Raw genomic sequence first — 17,315 nt, forward strand, 5'->3', positions numbered from 1 at the left:
GCGAAACAGCCGGTGCCACCCCAGCATTTCGGGGTGCGACATGAAAGCGAGCGGGGGCTACTTGTCCCTACGCGAGGTCACGGCGCTCCCAGTTGCATCCACAGGCGCCGCAAGCGCTGATCATCCGGATGGGCGTGCATCAATTCCGGCAGGGTGGCGCGGGCCGTTGCCGTCTGGCCACTCTGTATCCAGAGCGATGCGAGCGCGTAGGCGACATCGGCGTTGTCGGGAAACGCGGCGCGCAATGCCTGCAATTCCGTGCCGGCTTCGGTCCAGCGTGACAGACGGAGCAGCACCAGCGCATGACTGTAGCGGGCCCGCGCTGCCGCGGGATTGGCACGTACAGCGGCGGCAAACGCCTGCTCGGCCTCGGCAAATCGTCCTGCCTTCGACAGCAAGGTGCCCAGGGCGAGCTGCAATTCCGCCGGCTTGCGGGTGAGGGGAAGGCCTTCCCTCAGGGTCGTTTCTGCTTGGGTGGCGTCGCCGAGGGCGGCCTGTTGTCGCGCCAGTTCGAGCCGGGCAGCCTCGAATCGGCTGTCCATCCGCAACGCCGATTGCAGATGGTCGATTGCGGTGTCGACGGCACCTTGATCGCGGGCCAATAGGGCCAGATTCAACCGGGCGGATGGAAAGTCGGCCATGACTGACTGGGCCTGCTTGTATTCGTCGAGGGCGACCGCATAGGCCAGGGCGTGCCCGGATGGGACGGATTGCCCCAGGGTGAGAAGGCTGCGCGCCGCGGCCATGCGCACGGCGCGTACCGGATCGTTCAGCAGGTCGATCAGCGCCTCCTTCGATCCATGGCCTGCTGCGACTGCCGCAGCGGCATACGAGCGGAGCAGCGGATCGGCATCGCGGAGGGCCGCTTCCGGGATGTCCGCACCGAGGCTGCCGAGCAGATCGACGGCGGTGGCGCGGATGATGGTGGGGCGCGTCCGGTCGGTCACGATGCGGGTCAAGTCACCCGTCGTGGCCACATCGCCCTGGCGGGCGCGCAGGAAGGTGCCTGCGAAGTCGTACTGCGTATCGGCAGGCGACAACGGGCGGCCGGCGAGCGCGTTGGCGGCCCAGCGCTTGCCGCGCCCGGCATGGCATTGGTCGCAGGCGTTGGGGACGCCCAGTTCGTCGCTGAGGTCTGGGCGCGGAATCCTGATCGCGTGATCGCGGCGGGCATGGACGCCCATGTAGGTGCGCGTGGGCATGTGGCAGTCCACGCAGTTGCTGCCCGGCGTGCCGGGTTGATGCTGGTGGTGGGAGGCGTCGTCGTAGCGTTTCAGCGCCAGCGTCGGGAAGCGCGGATTGCCGGCAGGGCTGTGGCACAGCGTGCAGGTGGCATTGCCTGCGCGCTTCAGTTTTCCGCTGTGGGGGTCGTGGCAGTCGGTGCATCCGACGCCGGCGGCAAACATCCGCGACTGCTTGAAGGAGCCGGCCTCGAAGACCTCGCCCTGCTGCTGGCCGTCGGGAAAGTACAGGCCGTCGCGCAGCACTTCGGGGCGGAACTGGTCGAGCAGGGGATGGTCGGGCCGATCGGCCTCGACCAGCCGGCTGCGGACGGTGTGGCAGCGGGCGCACAGATCGACCTGTCCTTCCGCATGCCCCTGCGCCGTCTGCAGGACGGGCATCGGCACCTTGTTGCCCCGGTGCGCCGCATTCACATGGGCTTGCCCAGGGCCGTGGCAGGCCTGGCAGCCGACCCCCAGCGCATCCCAGCGGGTCGTATAACGATCGGTGGCGCCGTCGTAGCCCTTGCGCAGGCCGGTGGTGTGGCACTCGGCGCACATCAGGTTCCAGTTGCGGTAGCGGCCGCTCCAGTGCATCGCGTCGCCGGGCTGTGCGTCGGGTTCGGCAAGGCTGAACCAGCGTCGTTGTCTGACATCCCATGCGATGGTGAGGGTCTGCAGGCGTCCCCCGGGGGCTGCCACCAGATACTGCTGCAGGGGGCTCACCCCGAGGGTATAGAGGATGCGGTGCTTGCGGCGCTGGCCGTCCGCATCCCTGGCCCAGGCGTAAAAGGAATCGCCTTGCTGCGCCAGCCGCACGCTGTCGGCTCCATCGCCCACCGTGCCGGCCGAGAAATCACCCGTCACCGTGCGGCGGGTGGCGGTCTGCATGGCCGATGCATGGTGGGAGGTCTGCCAGGCGCGCGTCACGCCGGCATGGCATTCGCCGCAGACCCGCTCGCTTACGTAGCCAGGGGGCGTGCCCGCGGATGGCGCTGCTTCGGCACCGAGCGCCATAAAGACGCTCAGTACCAGCAGGACTCGGAGCCATCGATGCAGGCAGATCACGGGCACGCCAGCCGGGAGCCTACTTCGTTGCAGCCGGCGCCTTGGGCTTCTGCGCAGCTTCCACCGCCAGATCCTCGTAGTAGCGGCCCGCATTGCTGTAGCCCGGCCGGTTGGCCAGCCCTTCGATCTCCAGCGTGCCCGTTTCGGCGACGTACTGCTTCCACGCGGCCAGCAGTTCGTTCAGCTTGTCCGGCATCGCGGCGGCAAGATCATGGCTCTCGGTGCGATCCTGGACGATGTTGTAGAGCTCCCAGTGACCGCTGCCCCACGGCTGATTGGCATACACGATCTTCCAGTCCCCCTTGCGCAGCGCTTTGCGCCCGCCCAGCTCCCAGCCAATCGCCTCGTTGGCGTCATGCACGCTTGGCGCTTCCCCTTTCAGGTAGCTCAACAGGGATTTGCCACGCACCGGCAGGATGGACTTGCCGCGATACTCGGTTCCCGGATGGTGCGTGCCGGCCAGTTCATAAATGGTCGGCGCAATATCCGACACATGGGTCAGCGCGCCACGCTCGCTGCCCTTGATCCCGACGCCGGGGCCCCAGGCGATGGCCGGCACCGAGATGCCGCCTTCGTAGGTAAAGGCCTTGTACATGCGCATCGGCGTCATGCCGACCTGTGCCCATCCCGGTCCATATTCGACAAAGGAACCGGGGCGTCCGGTGTTCTCGATGCTGTTGTCCATGTCCCGGTGCAGCCATTTCCGCGTTTCGCCCACGTCATAGACGGAATTGCCGTCCGCGCCGTTATCGGAAAGGAAGAACACGACCGTATTGTCCAGTTCTCCCTTCTTTTCGAGATAGGCGAGCACGCGGCCGATCTGGCGGTCCATGTTGTCCACCATCGCAGCATAGACGGCCATCCGTTTGGCTTCCGCACGCTTTTCGGCCGGCGACAGGGAATCCCATTTCGGCCAGCGGGAATTGCCCTCGAAGACCGGCGTATTCTGATCCAGCAAGCCCGCCTTCTTCAGGCGTTCCACGCGTTCGCGCCGGATCTCGTCATAGCCGCCCTTATAGCGATCGACGTATTTCTGGATATCGGCATCGGGGGCCTGCAGGGGCCAGTGCGGAGCGGTAAAGGCCAGGTAGGCAAAGAAAGGCTTTTTCGTGCCGTCGGTTTTATCGAGGTATTCCATGACCTTGTTGGCAAATACCTCGGAGGAATAGAAACCGTCCCTGGGAATATCGATGGACTTTCCGTTCTCCCGATAAAGCGCCTTGGGCGGCTTGTTCGCGTCGAGCGCGACGATACCCGTCTGATCCCCGAAATGGCTGGCGCCGCCTTGCACCATCGCGTAGGACTGATCGAAACCGCGGGCTGCCGGGCTTTGATTCTCGGCGGTACCGAGATGCCACTTGCCGGCCATGACCGTGCGATAGCCGGCGTCGTGCAGGACCTGCGGAATGGCAAGGACCCGCTCGTTCAGGTAGCCCTCGTAACCCGGCTTGCCCCGTTGTTCGGGCAGCAGGAGTTCAGCCATGTCGCCGAAGCCCGCCAGGTGATTGTCGGTGCCGGACATCAGCATCGCGCGCGTCGGCGAACAGAAGGGCGATGCGTAGAAGCTGCTCATGCGTGCGCCGCCCTTGGCCAGGCGGTCGATATTGGGCGTCGAGATTTCCGACCCGTAGGCGCCGACGTCCGTCAGCCCGAGATCGTCGGCGAGGATGAGCAGGATATTGGGACGATGGGCGTCGGCGGCAAACGACGGGGATGCGAGCCCGACGGAAAGCAATGAAAGTCCCAAAAGGCGGGTGAGCTTCATGAACTGTGTCTCCTTTTGATCGTTAGAAACTTGCACCGATGGACAGATTCACGAAATCGCGATCGCGCATCGGGTCATACGTGCCGCCCCATGCCGATTGCGCCGTCACATCCACCCAGTATTTCTTGTTCATGATGGCGCGCACCGAGAGATTCATGATCTTGCGCCCCTGATTGAATACACCTTCGTCGGACCATCCCTTGACGTCTTGCCCGAATGAAAGCGTCGGCACCAGATCGGCGCCAAAAATGGCGCCGGCGTAACGCGCACTGCCGCGCAAGCGGTAGCCCCACATGGTGCTCGAGGCAAAGCCATCGGTGCTGCATTGCGCCGATCCCTTGGTCGAACCGCCCTGGCAGACGCCGCCGATAGGACCGATTCCAAATACCGTGGCTCGGCCATAACGCGTTTCATTGACGTCGGGCAGGCCATCCACATGCCGGATGCCGACTTCACCGTAAAGCGTGAATTCCTGCGCGCCGATCACATTGTCGAAGGCGCGCGTGGCAGCCAGCTGCAATTGGCTGACCTTGAAACGGTCGAAGCCGTGGAAAGGCTGTCCCAGCGGCGCATTCTGCGCAGCGGAACGCAGCGGTGTCGCTGCGCTGTAGCTGGCAAAGGCATTCAGGATGTCGGGGCCGTTCAGGGAAACGGGCTGGTTGGGGCGATAAGTCAATTCACCCGAGATCTTCGTCTTGCCGATCTGGCTGTTGAAGCCCAGTCCAAAGACTCTGATATCCTCCGGATATTCCAGGAAATAGCTGACGTTCGAGCCGAGTGGATCGCCATTGATCAGCGGGTTGGTCGGGTTCGTGCTCTTGGTGACCCCGATCAGGCCCATGCGCGAAGCGTAATTGGCGTAATGCAATGAAAACTGGGTCTTGATCGGCTCCAGCGTGAAGCGATAAGCCAAGCCGTATTGACCGTGGTCGCTGGCGTGGAGATTGCCGGGGCGGGTCAAATACTGGCCGATGAGATCGCGTGATGCATCCGAACCCGGCCCGACATAGACCTTGTTGCAGCCATCTGCCTGAAAGTCGGCAGGGCTGGCGAACGTGCCGCACAGGGGCAGCGCATTCTCGGCCCGTCCCAACTGGTAAAAGGCTTCCACGCTGCCCAGATCCGCCGATGCCGCCTTCAGCGCAATCATCGGGAAAGGACGGAAGATTTCGCCGGGCAAGGCGCCCGGCCTGGCCGCCGCCGCGAAATCCCGCGGCTGGAGGGCGGAGAGGCCGCCACCGAAGGCGAATCTCTCGCCCCATCCGCTCAATACCTGATTGCCGGCGGACACGTCCGAGGCCACGGCGCCGAGCCGCATCTTGGCCTTCACATAGGCGTCGAGCAGGCTGATTCCCGAGGCCCGCGCCAGCGAACTCGCGCCGTGCTGGCCCAGCGCTGCGCCCGCCGTGTATCCATTGATCGAATTGCCGTAGGGAACGCCGCCGTCGCTCAACTGGTAGTCGTACCAGGCTTTGGCCTTGACGACCCCTTCGAACACGTCGCCCTTCAGGGACGATTCCAGAAGGACTTTTGCGACCGTGGAGGTCTGGTCGCCACGCTTGTAATTCAGGTTGCCGTCGTCGTTATTGCGTCCCGTGGCACCGCTGGGGTTTCCGCTGCGGCCGACGGTTGCGGCATTGTTGCCATTGAGGAGTTCGGCGCTGGGGGAAGAAGTCCTGAATTGCGTGCCCAGCGTCACGTCGGCCTTGAAACTGCCGGTCGCGCCGGCAAGCTCGAAGTCCGTCGCCGCATAGGCATGGTTCAGCGCGAGTCCGCAGGGAATGGCCAGGCGAATGAAATCCGCCGGCCTGAGGGCGTGGCGCCCGCATGGCAGCTTGATCTTCAACTAATTGTCTCCTCGTTATTTTGTTTTTTGGCTGTATGGGTCGATCACCTGCCGCAGCGGGGATATCACCTTTCTACGGTGAGATACCCCTCTGCCACGTGGAGACCACGAAGCTATTTTTATTCAGCCTGTGTCACTGAAAAGTCCGGCCCGGTCGGCTCGGCTTTTCGTGGAATTCAGTTTTTCAGTGATGCGTCGCTTGCACAATCGACAAGCGCGTTCGTGTCACCAGGTGAAACCATGTGCCGATGCACGTGGTTCTGGACTTGTGCGCGCTGGGGCTTTTTGCTACAGCCAGGTTACATGCGAGGGGGGGGCCGGTTATTTCGCGGGTGCGAGCCGACGCCGATGGATGAGCGCCCAGACGAGCGTCAGGAGACCGATCGATTGCGCGTAAACGGCGATGATTGCGGCCAGTTCGGGGCGATGGATGATCTCTTCGGCCATGATCAAGGCCAGCGGTACGTTGTGCACGCTGGACTCGTTGGCGATTGCGAAGCGCGTGTCGGCGTCGAGGCGGCTGAAACACGAAAACAGGTGAGCGCAGGCCAGCATGGCCAGACAAAGTGTCAGAGCCGCCGGGACCATCTCATTGAAATGGCTGATCAATACCTGAGCGTTTGCAATACAGACGATGGCGAGAATGAGCGTCATCATGACGCCAGTGCCGGCCCGCGCAAATCGGCTGATCCGCGCAACAGATCGGCCCGCAATACGCTGAATGGCGAAGCCGCTGACAATCGGCATCACGATGATGAAGGCGATATGGGTCAGTGTCTCCGCAACAGGCAAGCGGATAGCTGCATTCTCTTCGGCCAGCAGCGCAAAACCCGCGCTGGCGATCAAGGGAACGGTGACCAGGCTGACGAGCGCATTGATCACCGTCAGCGATACGGATATGTCGATGCGCGCGCCGGCAAAATGCACCATTGCATTCGCGATTGGCCCACCGGGAGCCGCTACAATCAAAACGATGCCCAGTGCTATTTCGCTCTGATCGCGAAACAGCAGGGCGACCGTAAATCCCACCAGGGGCACGACAAGATTCTGGGCTGCCAACCCGACCCACAGCGGCAAGGGGTTTCTGAGCAGGGATCGCCAGGAGGCCAGCGGGAAATCCAGTCCGACGCAGAGCATCATCGTGACGACGCAGGCCACCAGAAGTGCTTGGAGATCGGCGTGCATGGGCGTGACTTCCTGAGGCCGGGTCGATCAATTTTCTGATTTAATCTCGAGATTTGTCAAACAGGCCGACGGTGATGAAGACCATCAACACGCTGGAACGCGGGCTGCTTGTACTTCAGGAACTGGATGAGCTGCGCGGGCAGTCCCTTGCCGAACTGCACGAGAAAACGGCCATTCCCAAGGCGACGCTGCTGCGTATCCTCGAAACCCTCCGGAAGAACCGCTTCATCTGGCGCGCGATGGGCGATGGATGTTATCGCCGCACGATCTCGATTGCCGCGCGCCGGCAACTGGACGAGCGGACCCTGCAGCTCGCCGAGATCGCCGCGCCGTTTCTCGTCCAGTTGCAGAAGAAGGTCATCTGGCCGTCCGACCTGACGGTCCCGCGGGAGGGCTATCTGGAGCTGGTCGAAACCTCACGCCGCTACGCCGGGCTCGGCATCGCGGAATACGAGCTGGGCTATAAGGTCGACATGTTTCTGGCGGCTCCCAGCCGCGCTTATCTTGCCTTTTGTCGTGACGAACAACGCGAGGCCGAGATTGCCCGCGCGCGTGCTGACCCGCCGGCCAATCCCCGCAGTCGTCAGGTGCTGGAACGGGAACTGGACACGATGCTCGCCGAAACCCGCGCGCAGGGCTACGGCGCCCGTGATCCACTGTTCGGCGGATCAAACCTGGACAAGAGCTTGCGTGACGACCAGCTCGACGCCATCGCCGTCCCCATTTTTCATGGTGACGACGTGATCGCGTGCATCAGCCTGCTGTGGCCGCGCAAGTTCCAGCTCCGCGCAAAGCTGGTCCAGGCTCATCTCGCCGACCTCAAGGAGTCGGCTACGGCGATCGGCGCCGCGCTGGCTGCCAGCTGAGTCATTGCGCCACCTCGCGCCAAAGCGGTTGCTGGCTGCCGATGAGGTGGCGCAAGTCCAGCAAGGTGTGGCGGGTATGGTGGCGACAGGGGGCCGTGCAGCTGGACATCCTTCGATGTCGAGTTTTATTTTGCAAAAATGGTAAATTTGTTAAAATCGCCATTTTCCTTCCAGGTTCCGCGTTGCCATGGAGTCACCTGACCACGCCACGCTCGACCGTCTTCTGCGCGGTATCGACATCCCGCCCTGTCCCGCAGTCCTGATCTCGCTACAGCACGAAATTGCCTCCCCGAACGGCTCGTTGGGGCGCATCGCACAAATCGTGGGCACCGACGTTGCGCTGGCGGCGTCGGTGCTGAAGGTCGCCAATTCTCCCGCCCTGGGCCTGTCACGCCACGTCGGCAGCATTTCCCAGGCCGTGTCGGTATTGGGTATGCGGGCGCTTTCCGCATTGACGGCCGGGGTCATGCTGCGTGCCACGCTCTCCGGTGGCAGCAGCCTGTACCTTGAGCGCTTCTGGGACTCTGCCGCGCGGGTTGCAAGCTTGTGTGCGAACCTGAGCCGCGAGTTCAAGGGCGTACCGACCGAGATGGCTTATTCCTTCGGTCTGTTCCACGATTGCGGCATCGCGGTGCTGATGAAGCGCTTTCCCAGTTACACCGAGACCCTGGAGGTTGCCAATGCGGCCTACGACCAGAGTTTCACCAGCGTCGAAGAAGAACACCACGCGACCAACCACTCCGCGGTCGGCTACTTTCTGACGCGCACCTGGGGGCTGCCCGAGGCGATCAGCAAGGCCACGCTGCTGCACCACGATCTGTCGATCTTCGACGACGATGCCGACAACACCGCCGCGCAAGCGCGCACCCTGGTGTCCTTCGCGACGCTCGCCGAGCACATCGCGCACAGCCAGCGCTACCTCACCGATGACACCAACTGGAGCCGCGGCAAATCCGTTGTAATGGCCCATCTTGGCATCTCGGAGCAGGACGTATGCGATCTGAAGGAAAGCTACTGCGATCTGTGAGCGGCGCTGCACCACGTGAGGCGTGCCGCGCAGCGCACGTTATCAGGCCCTGACCCGTGATTTGGTCGGGTCGTAGTGCGGAAACGCCACCACTTTCGCATCCAGCCGTTTGCGGTGCCCGTCCAGTTGGCCGACCTGCAGTTCGGTGTCGAGTGCCGAGTAGGCGACATCCACGCGAGCCAGCGCGATCTGCGTGTCGAGGATCGGCGAGCGGGTGGTGCTGGTGATTTCGCCGACCTTGGCACGGCCGACGTAGAGGCCGTCGCCGTGGCTGGCGGCTTCGTTGCTGGCGATGGCGAGGCCGACCAGTTTGCGGCGCGGGTGGGCCTTGCGTTCCTCCAGGGCAGCTTTGCCGATGAAGTCGTCCGGCTTTGAGAGGGCGACGGTGAAGCCGATGCCGGCTTCGAAGGGGTCGGTCTGGTCGCAGAATTCGTGGCCGGCGAAGGCGAGGCCGGCTTCGATGCGCAGCATGTCGAGGGCGTCGAAGCCGAGCGGCACGATGCCCAGCGGGGCGCCGGCTCCCATCACCGCGTTCCACACGGCGGGGCCGTCCTTGGGGGCGCACCACAGCTCGTAGCCGAGTTCGCCGGTGTAGCCGGTGCGCGACACGACCAGCGGGATGCCGGTGGGGCCGCCCAGGCGGGCGGCGGCGAAGCGGAACCAGCCGAGTTCGTCCGGCGTGGGCTGCAGCGGGCTGGTCCACAGGATCTTCTTGAGCAACTCGCGGCTGCGCGGGCCTTGTACGGCGAGGTTGTGCAGGGCGTCGGTGGCTTCGCGGATGTGCACATTGAAGCCGCCTGCGGTGGCCTGTTCCTGCAGCCACAGGCCGGTGGTGTCTTCGCCGCAGACGAAGCGGAACACGTCGCGGCCGAGGCGGAACACCGTGCCGTCGTCCATCATGCCGCCGTGGGCGTGGCAGACGGCGGTGTAGACCACCTGGCCGACGGCCAGCTTGCGCATGTCGCGGGTCTGTACCTTCTGCAGCAGGGCTTCGGCGTCGGGGCCGGTGACGTCGAACTTGCGCAGCGCCGACAGGTCCATGACTGCCACTTTTTCGCGGCAGGCCCAGTATTCGGCCAGCGTGCCGTGGCCGACGAAGCTGCGCGGCAGCCAGTAGCCCTTGTAGTCGATGAAGTCGCGGGTGAGGGTTTCGGTTGCCGGCGCGAAGGCGGTCGGCCGGGTCAGGCGGACGGGGGAGTCGGGTGTCATGCGGTGGGCCATCGCGCGGGGGAAGGAATGGGCGGCGTCGTAGAGCCGCGCCTCGATGTCGGTGGGCTGCCAGGCGTTGGCGGGGTCGATGTCGTCGGCGCAGGACGACACTGCCACCACCAGGTCCTTCAGTGCCCTGAGCAGCACGTAGTCGCCGGCCTTGGACCACGGTTCGGCGAAGCCGAGGCTGCCGCAGGGCTGAATGAAGGTGTTGTAGAAGAAGTTGATGGCCGGCCAGCCGGCGCGCGGGCGGATGCCGAAGCCGGCCAGCGCGGCGTTGAAGTTGTCGCTGCAGTTGGCGTGGCCGGGAAAGCCGGCGTCCTCGTAGTACTTGGCGGTGCACGCCAGCGCGAAAGCGTCGTGGCGGCCGACAGTGTCCTGCACGGTCTCGAGCAGCGGCTGCATGCGGGCGTCGAAGTACTTGGCGTGCAGGCCGGGTTGGGGATAGGCGGCGCCGGCCAGGGTGCGCGTCACCGTCGGGTCGAGGCCCCATTCCTCGCCGGCGGCCAGCGCTGCGGCGTCGAAGGCGAGGAGGTCGGAGCACTGGCGCCCATCCACGTCGATGACCTGGATGTACTGTCCGGCCTTCACTTCGAAGGCGCGGGCGCTGGCGGCGGCGACGCGGATCACCGCCAGCGGTTCGGGAAAGGCCTGGGCCAGGCGCGGTGCGGCCTCGGCGGCGAGCAGGAAGGGGTCGCCTTCCTGCGTCACGTCCGCGGGCGGGACGACGTCGTTCATGCGCACACCTCCCGCTCGGCCAGGCGCCGGTAGCTGCCGCCGGCGAAGACCAGCGGCTCGCCGTCGCGGCAGCGCAGTTGATGGACCTCGGCGACGAAGATGGTGTGGTCACCGCCCGGATACTGGGCGAAGGGCCGGCATTCGAAGGTGGCCAGCGCCCCGTCGATCAGCGGTGCGCCATGCTCGCCCGCGCCGTAGACCAGATCCACCCACTTGTCACCGCCGCCCCGTGCGAAGCGGTTGGACAGGGATTCCTGCTCGTCTCCGAGCACGTGGATGGCCAGCGGTCCGCCGGCGGCGAAGGCTTCGCAGCAGGCCATGTTCTTGGCCAGGCTGAAGAGCACCAGTGGCGGGTCGAGGGACACGGAGTTGAAGGAGCTGACGGTGGCCCCCACCGGCCGGCCCTCATCGTCCCAGGTGGTGACGATGGTGACGCCGGTGGGGAAGAGGCCGAGGACGCGGCGGAACAAACGCCCGTCGAAGGGCGCCCGGTGGGCGGCGATGGGCTGGCTGGCGGTGGCTTGCATGGCGGCGTGGCTCCCTGGACTTAAGCTTGCGCCTCGGCGAGGAGCTTGCTGGCGAAGGCGGCTTTCTCTTCCTTGCTCATCTTCTTGAGCTCATTGTTGAGGACGCGCTGGTTCACCGACTGGTTCCAGTAGTCCAGCACCTCGAAGCCGAGCAGCGCGGCCTTGCCGACGAACTGGCGCAGCACTTCGTTGGTGGGGCCCATCACCCAGCCGGCCTTGCCGTCGCGCAGCAGGCGTTCGATGCCGAGGGCCGGCTTGTAGCCGGTGCCGCCGCAGGCGTGGAGCATCTTGTCCACCACGAAGGTGACGTTCTTGGAGGCGAAGAACTTGACCTGCCACAGCCAGTTGAGCAGCTCGGTGCGCGGCAGGTGGTCGATGGTGGCGTGGGCGGACCAGTCGCAGTTGTTGGTCTGCTCGTCCAGTGCCTTGGCGGCCAGGTACACGTAGCTGCGGCTGGCGTTGGTGTCGATCAGGCATTCGCCGACGTAGTCCTGGATGGTCGGGTAGTCGGCCACGCGCATGCCCACGTCGTTATGCACCTTGCGGGTGGTGTGGTTCTTGGTGATGTCCATCGCGGCGAGGCAGATGCCGTTCCAGCAGGCCGAGGAGCACACCAGAAAGAAGGGGTCGACCACTTCGTCGTTGGACTTGGCGCCGTCGCCGATCGGGCCGACCAGCGCGTCCGGGGCGATCTCGACGCCGTCCACCGCGATCGGGCCGGACTGGTTGCCGCGCATGCCGAGGCCGTCCCAGTTGGCCGGGTCGGCGTGGATCTGGTCCTTGGTGACCAGGAAGCAGGACAGGTTGGAGTAGTCGCCGCCGAAGTCCGGCGAGGTGGTCTGGATGATGTACCAGTCGGCAAAGCCGCCGGAGGTGGTCCAGGAGGCCTTCTTGAAGACTTTCCAGCCGTTCTCGGTGCGCTCGGCGCGGGACGACATCGGGTACCAGAAGTGGGAGCCGGTTTCCGGGTCGGAGTAGGACAGGGTGCCGATCAGCACGTCCTTGTCGACGCGGCGCAGGATGTCCTTCAGGCGCTCGTTGTCGTGGTGGCGCAGCAGCGCGGCGGCGCAGGCGCCCAGGTGCATGGTGTAGCACATGGCGGTGGAGGGGCAGCCGTAGCGGGCGATGGTTTCGACCACCATTGCAGCGCACAGGTGGCTTTCACCGCGGCCGCCGAGCTCCTTCGGGATGGTCAGGCTCATCAGGCCCATGGCGGCCAGGGCCTCGAAGTTCTTGCGCGGGTAGATGTACTTCTTGTCGCTCTCGATGGCGTTGGGGCGCAGCGTGGTTTCGCACAGGGCGATCAGGTCGGCCTGCAGGGCCTTCTGCTCGGCGGTGAGCAGCCACTGGGGGCTCCATTCGGAACCGATGCCGGTGGGGGTCATTTGGGTGATGGCGTTCATGGCTGTTTCCTTTTTTGTGGTTTCGGGGTGTCGATGAATGGGATGAAGGCGCCTCAGCGGGGGCCGAGGGTGGTGATGCCGGGCTCGGTGCCGACGGGCAGTTCGCGGCCGTCGTCGTGCTGGGCCAGCCATTCGAGGGCGGCCGGCAGGTAGCGGGTCAGGCCCTTGTATTCGACGAGCTGGGGCGGCAGCGTGGACAGCACCCGGTGCAGGCGGGCGCCCCACTTGGGCACGCGGGCCAGGTCTTCGAGAGAGGCCAGGTAGCAGCGGATCGGGAACAGGATTGCGTTGCTGCGCGGCAGGCGCCACAGGGTCTGCAGCTCGACGCGCAGGTGCACCTTCTGGCCGGCGTTGTCGGGAGTGACGCTGGCGCGGTCCGGGCCCCACTCCGGGTAGCTCTCCGGCGAGGTGTCGAGGCGCGGGTTGATGCTCATCGTCCAGTTGAGGCGGCGCACCGGCTGGCCGAGGCGCAGCATCAGCAGGTATTTCAGGGCGCGCTCGAAGACGCCGCTCTGGTGGGCCAGCGGCACTGGGCCGTGCCATTCCATGAAGCTCATGCCGACGTCGAACTCCAGCGACCAGTCGGCCTGGGAGGTGACCATGCCGGCGTCCATGAAGAGGTTGTCGTCGCGCTGGTCGCAGATCGCGAAGTCGCCCTGGGCCTGGCGGGTGATGTACTCGAAGGGTTCGCAGGGCAGGGTCTCGGCGTTGCCGAAGATAAAGCTCTGCTCGATGCCCAGCGGGCGGTTGATCCAGGTCCACCGGCTGCCGAAGTCGTCGCCTTCCTTGATCAGCGAGAACTGCTCCGGGTAGTCGGCGGACAGGTTCTCCATCAGCAGTTCCAGCGTGTCCCATTGGGCCATCATCATGTGCGGCAGCACCTGGCAGCGGCCGGGGTCGCGTTCCAGCGTGATGGCCTTGTCGCGGCATTCGGCGATGTAGTGCTCATCCACGTCGAAGGGGCGCAGGAAGACGTCGCTCGGGCCGCTGCGTACATGCGGCTCGATGTTGACGCTGTACATGTAGCGGTCTTCCGGGAAGGGGAAGGGGAAGCGCAGCACGGCCGCGTCGCTGTTGCGGTAGCTGTAGTCGCCGCGGAAGGTTTCTTCGGGTTTGAAAGCGATGCTCATGTCGATCTCCTCGGGGGCGCTCAGGGGGATGTCACAGGTCCAGAACCAGGCGCCCGCTCCGAGCCCGCGACACGCAGGGCAGGATCAGGCGGCCGGCTTCCCGCTCGGCGGCGGACAGGTAGTGGTCGCGGTGGTCGGCTTCGCCGTCCAGCAGGGGCGTCACGCACACGCCACAGGCGCCGCCGCGGCATAGGCAGGAGGCTTTGACGCCGATCCGCTCAATGGCTTCGAGCAGGCTCTCGTCCTCGCCGACGCTGACCTCGACGCCGGACTTGGCGAGGAAGGCGCGGAAGGCCTCGCCGCCGGACAGGGCGCTGCCGAAGTGCTCGCAATGCACGTGGCTGGCGGGCCAGCCGGCGGCCGCGGCGAGTTCCAGCACCTCGTCGTTCATGGCGGCCGGGCCGCACACGTAAAGGTGGCTGCCGACCGGTTGGGCGGCGAGCAGGGCCGGGATGTCGAGGCGGTGGCCGTCGGCGTCCCAGTGCACGCTGACGCTGCTCTTGCCGGCCAGCCACGGGTCGAAGACGTGCTGCTCGTCCTCGCGGCAGCACAGGTGCAGCGCGTAGTCGGCGCCGCCGAAGGCGAAGTCGGCCAGGTAGGACAGGAAGGGCGTGATGCCGATGCCGCCGGCGATCATCAGGTGGCGGCGGGCGGTGCGCACCGGGGCGAACAGGTTGCCGGGCCAGCCGGCCTCCAGCACGTCGCCGACCTTGAGCTGCTCGTGGATGAAGGCCGAGCCGCCGCGGGAGCTGGGCACGCGCCGCACGATGATCTCGTAGGCGTCGCGGGCGCCGGGGCGGCTGATCAGCGAATAGGCGTTGCGGTGGGTGCGCGCGGCGCCCTTGAGCACGAGCTGGAGGTGGGCGCCGGCCGCTGCCGGGGGCAGCTTGCCGCCGTCCGCCGCCACCAGGCGCAGGTGGCGCAGGCTCGGCGAGATGGCGCAGGCGGCGGCCACCTTGAGCGTGAGGGTTTCGCCGATCATGCGAAGCTCTCCTCGACAGCCGGCACTTCGCCCGGCGCTTCCGCATCCACCATCACGCCCATGAAGGCGCCGAGACGGCGGGAGAAGTGGTCGCGTACCAGGAGGTGGCGGTGGCAGCCGGCACAGCTGGCGATGCTGGTGGTGACGTCCTCGGTGACTGTGTGGCAGTGGGTGCACCACACCCGGCGGCGCAGGCTGCCGGCGTGATGCAGGTGGATCTGCTCGGCGCTGAAGCCGATGATCGCCGCGGCCTTGGCCACCGACCACAGGAAGGGCTCGGTGCCCTGCACGTAGAGGCGGTCGCCGATGCCGTAGCCGCGGGTGGCGCAGGCGAAGGCGTCCACCACGTCGGCTACGCCGGGCAGGCGCCACACCTTGCCGAGGCCCAGGCCGCCGGCCTGGGTGCCGACCAGCCAGGTGTGCAGGTTCTCTTCCACCGGCGCGAAGGTGCCGGCCAGGGAGTCGAGGCGGCCCGGCAGCACGGTGTCGCCTTCGACGATCAGCAGGTGCTGGCTGCCGGACAGGTCCGGCTCCAGCTGGGTGTAGGTGGGGCGGCTCTTGATGTCGGAATGCAGCATGGTCGTTCTCCTCAGATCACCGCACAGGCGTGGGCGATGGCGACCACCGCGGCGCCGCCGGCGAGGGTCAGGTAGGGCAGGATGCCGGCGCGGGTGCCGACGCCTTCCTCGCTGCCCAGGTGCATGTCTTCCTGCATCGCGGCGGGGAACTGGCCCTTGTCGGTGACGTAGTGGCGGTACAGGAAGACCGGCACGATCAGCGCGGCGACCACCAGGCCGGAGGCCAGCGTGCCGGCGCCCCAGATGTCGGCGCCCATGCCCATCAGCCACAGGTTGGCGAAGGCCAGCACGGTGCCGATGGCGATCAGCCACAGCGGGGCCTTGAACGGGCGCGGCCAGCTCGGGCGGTCGAGGCGGTGGATCCAGGCGGCGTTGAGGTTGAGGAAGTTGAAGAGGATGTAGCAGACGTTGGAGATGGCCAGCACGAAGACGTAGTCGGACATCAGCAGCAGGATCAGGTTGAAGCCGAGGTCGGTCCACATCGCCGGGATCGGCGCGCCGTTGGCATTCACGTGGGACAGGTACTTGGGCAGCCAGCCGTCGGCGGAGGCCTGGTAAAGGGTGCGCGAGGAGCCGGCCATCGAGGTCATGATGGACAGCACCAGGGCCAGCACCAGCATCGCCATCAGCACGTGCTCGACCAGCGCGCCGCCGCCCAGCATGTGGGCCATGGCGTGGGCGACGCCCATGCCGCTGTAGATGTCCGGCGACAGGATGCCGTCGTAGACCGCCGGGGTGACCACGTTGCCGGCGGCGTCCTTCACTTCCGGCGTGACCAGCTGGCCGAGGCCGATGTTGCCCTGGAAGGCCAGCGGCACGACGGTGAACACGAAGATGCACAGCAGGCCGGAGTACAGGATGGCCTTGAAGGTGTCGGTGCGCGGGTCGCGGAATTCGCGGGTGTAGCACACCGCCGTCTCGAAGCCGTAGGTGGACCAGGCCGCCATGAACAGGCCGCCGGCCATCAGGGTCAGGCCGCCCATGTCCCAGGCGCCGTCGATCACCGCGCCGCCGGCGTCCTTGGCAAGCGGGAACAGCGGGGTCAGGTTGGCGGCCGGTACGTCACCGGAGAGCAGCGGCCACAGGCCGATCAGCATCAGCGGGGCCAGCGCGGCGATGCCGAGCACCATCTGCATGCGCGCCGCCTGCAGGATGCCGCGGTGCTGGATGGCGAAGGCGGCCAGCAGCACCGCCGCACCGAGCACGAAGGTGGCGTTGATGCGCAGGGACAGGCCGCCCTTGATGAAGCCCAGGTCGAGCAGGGTGATCTGCCAGGTGTTGATGGCCGCATCCGGTGCGAACAGGATCGACAGGATGTAGCCCGCCGCCAGCCCGGAGCCGATGGCCAGCACCGGCGACCAGGCCAGCCAGTTGCACCACACCGACAGCGGCGCCAGCAGCTTGCTGTAGCGCACCCAGGCCACCGCCCCGTACACCGACGCGCCGCCGGACTTGTGCGGGAACAGGCCGGCGATCTCCGCGTAGGAGAAGGACTGCAGGAAACCGAAGGCGATGGAAATGATCCACACCGCCCAGGAGGGCTTGCCCACCGTGGCGGCAATGGAGCCGATGGAAAACAGCACCAAGGCCGGGACGCCGCTGGCCACCCAGAAGGCCCCGGCCCAGCCGATCTTGCGGTGGAGCGTCGCGCTCGCACCGCCGATGCCGTTGCTTACGGCATCCACTGTCGTCGTGTTCATCTGCGTACTCCTCGATGTCGAAAAAATGCGATGGGACTGCAATGGCCTGCACTGTCCGCCGCCGGGTGGGG

At 65.8% G+C, this 17,315-nt stretch carries 13 protein-coding genes; 2 read left to right on the forward strand and 11 right to left on the reverse strand.

Translation table 11 applies throughout. The annotated features are described in order from the left end of the window. Nucleotides 1-77: 77 nt before the first annotated feature. The 4 genes from AC1PQG_RS25235 to AC1PQG_RS25250 all read right to left on the reverse strand — a co-directional run bounded on the left by AC1PQG_RS25235 (nucleotide 78) and on the right by AC1PQG_RS25250 (nucleotide 7,084). Nucleotides 78-2,237 carry a tetratricopeptide repeat protein gene (locus AC1PQG_RS25235; RefSeq protein WP_481120467.1) on the reverse strand — a complete coding sequence of 720 codons (2,160 nt, stop codon included), beginning with the start codon at nucleotides 2,235-2,237 and terminating at the stop codon, nucleotides 78-80. 70 nt (nucleotides 2,238-2,307) lie between these two features. Continuing rightward, entirely contained in the window at nucleotides 2,308-4,053 is a 1,746-nt protein-coding gene (locus tag AC1PQG_RS25240) for an arylsulfatase (protein WP_481120468.1), read from the reverse strand. Between the two features lie 22 nt (nucleotides 4,054-4,075). Beyond that, nucleotides 4,076-5,899 carry a DUF1302 domain-containing protein gene (locus AC1PQG_RS25245; protein ID WP_481120469.1) on the reverse strand — a complete coding sequence of 608 codons (1,824 nt, stop codon included), beginning with the start codon at nucleotides 5,897-5,899 and terminating at the stop codon, nucleotides 4,076-4,078. Between the two features lie 321 nt (nucleotides 5,900-6,220). Continuing rightward, nucleotides 6,221-7,084, reverse strand: coding sequence for a bile acid:sodium symporter family protein (locus tag AC1PQG_RS25250; protein WP_481120470.1), 864 nt, complete (start codon nucleotides 7,082-7,084; stop codon nucleotides 6,221-6,223). Nucleotides 7,085-7,158: 74 nt separating this feature from the next. Here AC1PQG_RS25250 and AC1PQG_RS25255 point away from each other — a divergent pair, with 74 nt between their 5' ends. Both AC1PQG_RS25255 and AC1PQG_RS25260 read left to right on the forward strand, forming a co-directional pair. Beyond that, on the forward strand, nucleotides 7,159-7,950 hold the full coding sequence (locus tag AC1PQG_RS25255; protein WP_481120471.1) for a helix-turn-helix domain-containing protein: 792 nt from the start codon (nucleotides 7,159-7,161) through the stop codon (nucleotides 7,948-7,950). Between the two features lie 187 nt (nucleotides 7,951-8,137). Then, entirely contained in the window at nucleotides 8,138-8,977 is an 840-nt protein-coding gene (locus tag AC1PQG_RS25260) for an HDOD domain-containing protein (RefSeq protein WP_481120472.1), read from the forward strand. A gap of 42 nt (nucleotides 8,978-9,019) precedes the next feature. Here the strand turns inward: AC1PQG_RS25260 and AC1PQG_RS25265 are convergent, their stop codons facing one another. The 7 genes from AC1PQG_RS25265 to AC1PQG_RS25295 are packed head-to-tail and all read right to left on the reverse strand — an operon-like array spanning nucleotide 9,020 to nucleotide 17,244. Next, on the reverse strand, nucleotides 9,020-10,924 hold the full coding sequence (locus tag AC1PQG_RS25265) for a DUF1989 domain-containing protein (protein WP_481120473.1): 1,905 nt from the start codon (nucleotides 10,922-10,924) through the stop codon (nucleotides 9,020-9,022). Continuing rightward, a complete protein-coding gene (locus AC1PQG_RS25270) occupies nucleotides 10,921-11,451 on the reverse strand; it encodes a flavin reductase family protein (protein WP_481120474.1) in 531 nt (176 codons plus the stop codon). Before AC1PQG_RS25270 ends, AC1PQG_RS25265 begins: the two co-directional genes overlap by 4 nt. A gap of 20 nt (nucleotides 11,452-11,471) precedes the next feature. Next, complete coding sequence (locus AC1PQG_RS25275; RefSeq protein ID WP_481120475.1) at nucleotides 11,472-12,854, reverse strand: acyl-CoA dehydrogenase family protein; 1,383 nt, start codon at nucleotides 12,852-12,854, stop codon at nucleotides 11,472-11,474. 53 nt (nucleotides 12,855-12,907) lie between these two features. Beyond that, on the reverse strand, nucleotides 12,908-13,984 hold the full coding sequence (locus AC1PQG_RS25280) for a heme-dependent oxidative N-demethylase family protein (protein ID WP_481120476.1): 1,077 nt from the start codon (nucleotides 13,982-13,984) through the stop codon (nucleotides 12,908-12,910). A gap of 31 nt (nucleotides 13,985-14,015) precedes the next feature. Next, nucleotides 14,016-14,966, reverse strand: coding sequence for a PDR/VanB family oxidoreductase (locus AC1PQG_RS25285; RefSeq protein ID WP_481120477.1), 951 nt, complete (start codon nucleotides 14,964-14,966; stop codon nucleotides 14,016-14,018). Continuing rightward, nucleotides 14,963-15,544 (reverse strand): dimethylamine monooxygenase subunit DmmA family protein, encoded by a 582-nt coding sequence (locus AC1PQG_RS25290; protein WP_481120478.1) that lies wholly within the window; start codon nucleotides 15,542-15,544, stop codon nucleotides 14,963-14,965. The genes AC1PQG_RS25285 and AC1PQG_RS25290 overlap by 4 nt, the downstream gene beginning before the upstream one ends. 11 nt (nucleotides 15,545-15,555) lie before the next feature. Next, a complete protein-coding gene (locus tag AC1PQG_RS25295) occupies nucleotides 15,556-17,244 on the reverse strand; it encodes an APC family permease (RefSeq protein ID WP_481120479.1) in 1,689 nt (562 codons plus the stop codon). Between the last annotated feature and the right edge of the window lie 71 nt (nucleotides 17,245-17,315).

This window comes from Zoogloea sp. GDB6, from assembly GCF_056724105.1.

Excerpts from the sequence above, each read along its gene's own strand:
- AC1PQG_RS25255 (WP_481120471.1), top strand. The coding sequence starts at position 7,159 with ATGAAGACCATCAACACGCTGGAACGCGGGCTGCTTGTACTTCAGGAA.
- AC1PQG_RS25260 (WP_481120472.1), top strand. The coding sequence starts at position 8,138 with ATGGAGTCACCTGACCACGCCACGCTCGACCGTCTTCTGCGCGGTATC.
- AC1PQG_RS25280 (WP_481120476.1), bottom strand. The coding sequence starts at position 13,984 with ATGAGCATCGCTTTCAAACCCGAAGAAACCTTCCGCGGCGACTACAGC.
- AC1PQG_RS25290 (WP_481120478.1), bottom strand. The coding sequence starts at position 15,544 with ATGCTGCATTCCGACATCAAGAGCCGCCCCACCTACACCCAGCTGGAG.
- AC1PQG_RS25270 (WP_481120474.1), bottom strand. The coding sequence starts at position 11,451 with ATGCAAGCCACCGCCAGCCAGCCCATCGCCGCCCACCGGGCGCCCTTC.
- AC1PQG_RS25285 (WP_481120477.1), bottom strand. The coding sequence starts at position 14,966 with ATGATCGGCGAAACCCTCACGCTCAAGGTGGCCGCCGCCTGCGCCATC.
- AC1PQG_RS25240 (WP_481120468.1), bottom strand. The coding sequence starts at position 4,053 with ATGAAGCTCACCCGCCTTTTGGGACTTTCATTGCTTTCCGTCGGGCTC.
- AC1PQG_RS25275 (WP_481120475.1), bottom strand. The coding sequence starts at position 12,854 with ATGAACGCCATCACCCAAATGACCCCCACCGGCATCGGTTCCGAATGG.
- AC1PQG_RS25250 (WP_481120470.1), bottom strand. The coding sequence starts at position 7,084 with ATGCACGCCGATCTCCAAGCACTTCTGGTGGCCTGCGTCGTCACGATG.
- AC1PQG_RS25265 (WP_481120473.1), bottom strand. The coding sequence starts at position 10,924 with ATGAACGACGTCGTCCCGCCCGCGGACGTGACGCAGGAAGGCGACCCC.
- AC1PQG_RS25295 (WP_481120479.1), bottom strand. The coding sequence starts at position 17,244 with ATGAACACGACGACAGTGGATGCCGTAAGCAACGGCATCGGCGGTGCG.
- AC1PQG_RS25235 (WP_481120467.1), bottom strand. The coding sequence starts at position 2,237 with ATGGCGCTCGGTGCCGAAGCAGCGCCATCCGCGGGCACGCCCCCTGGC.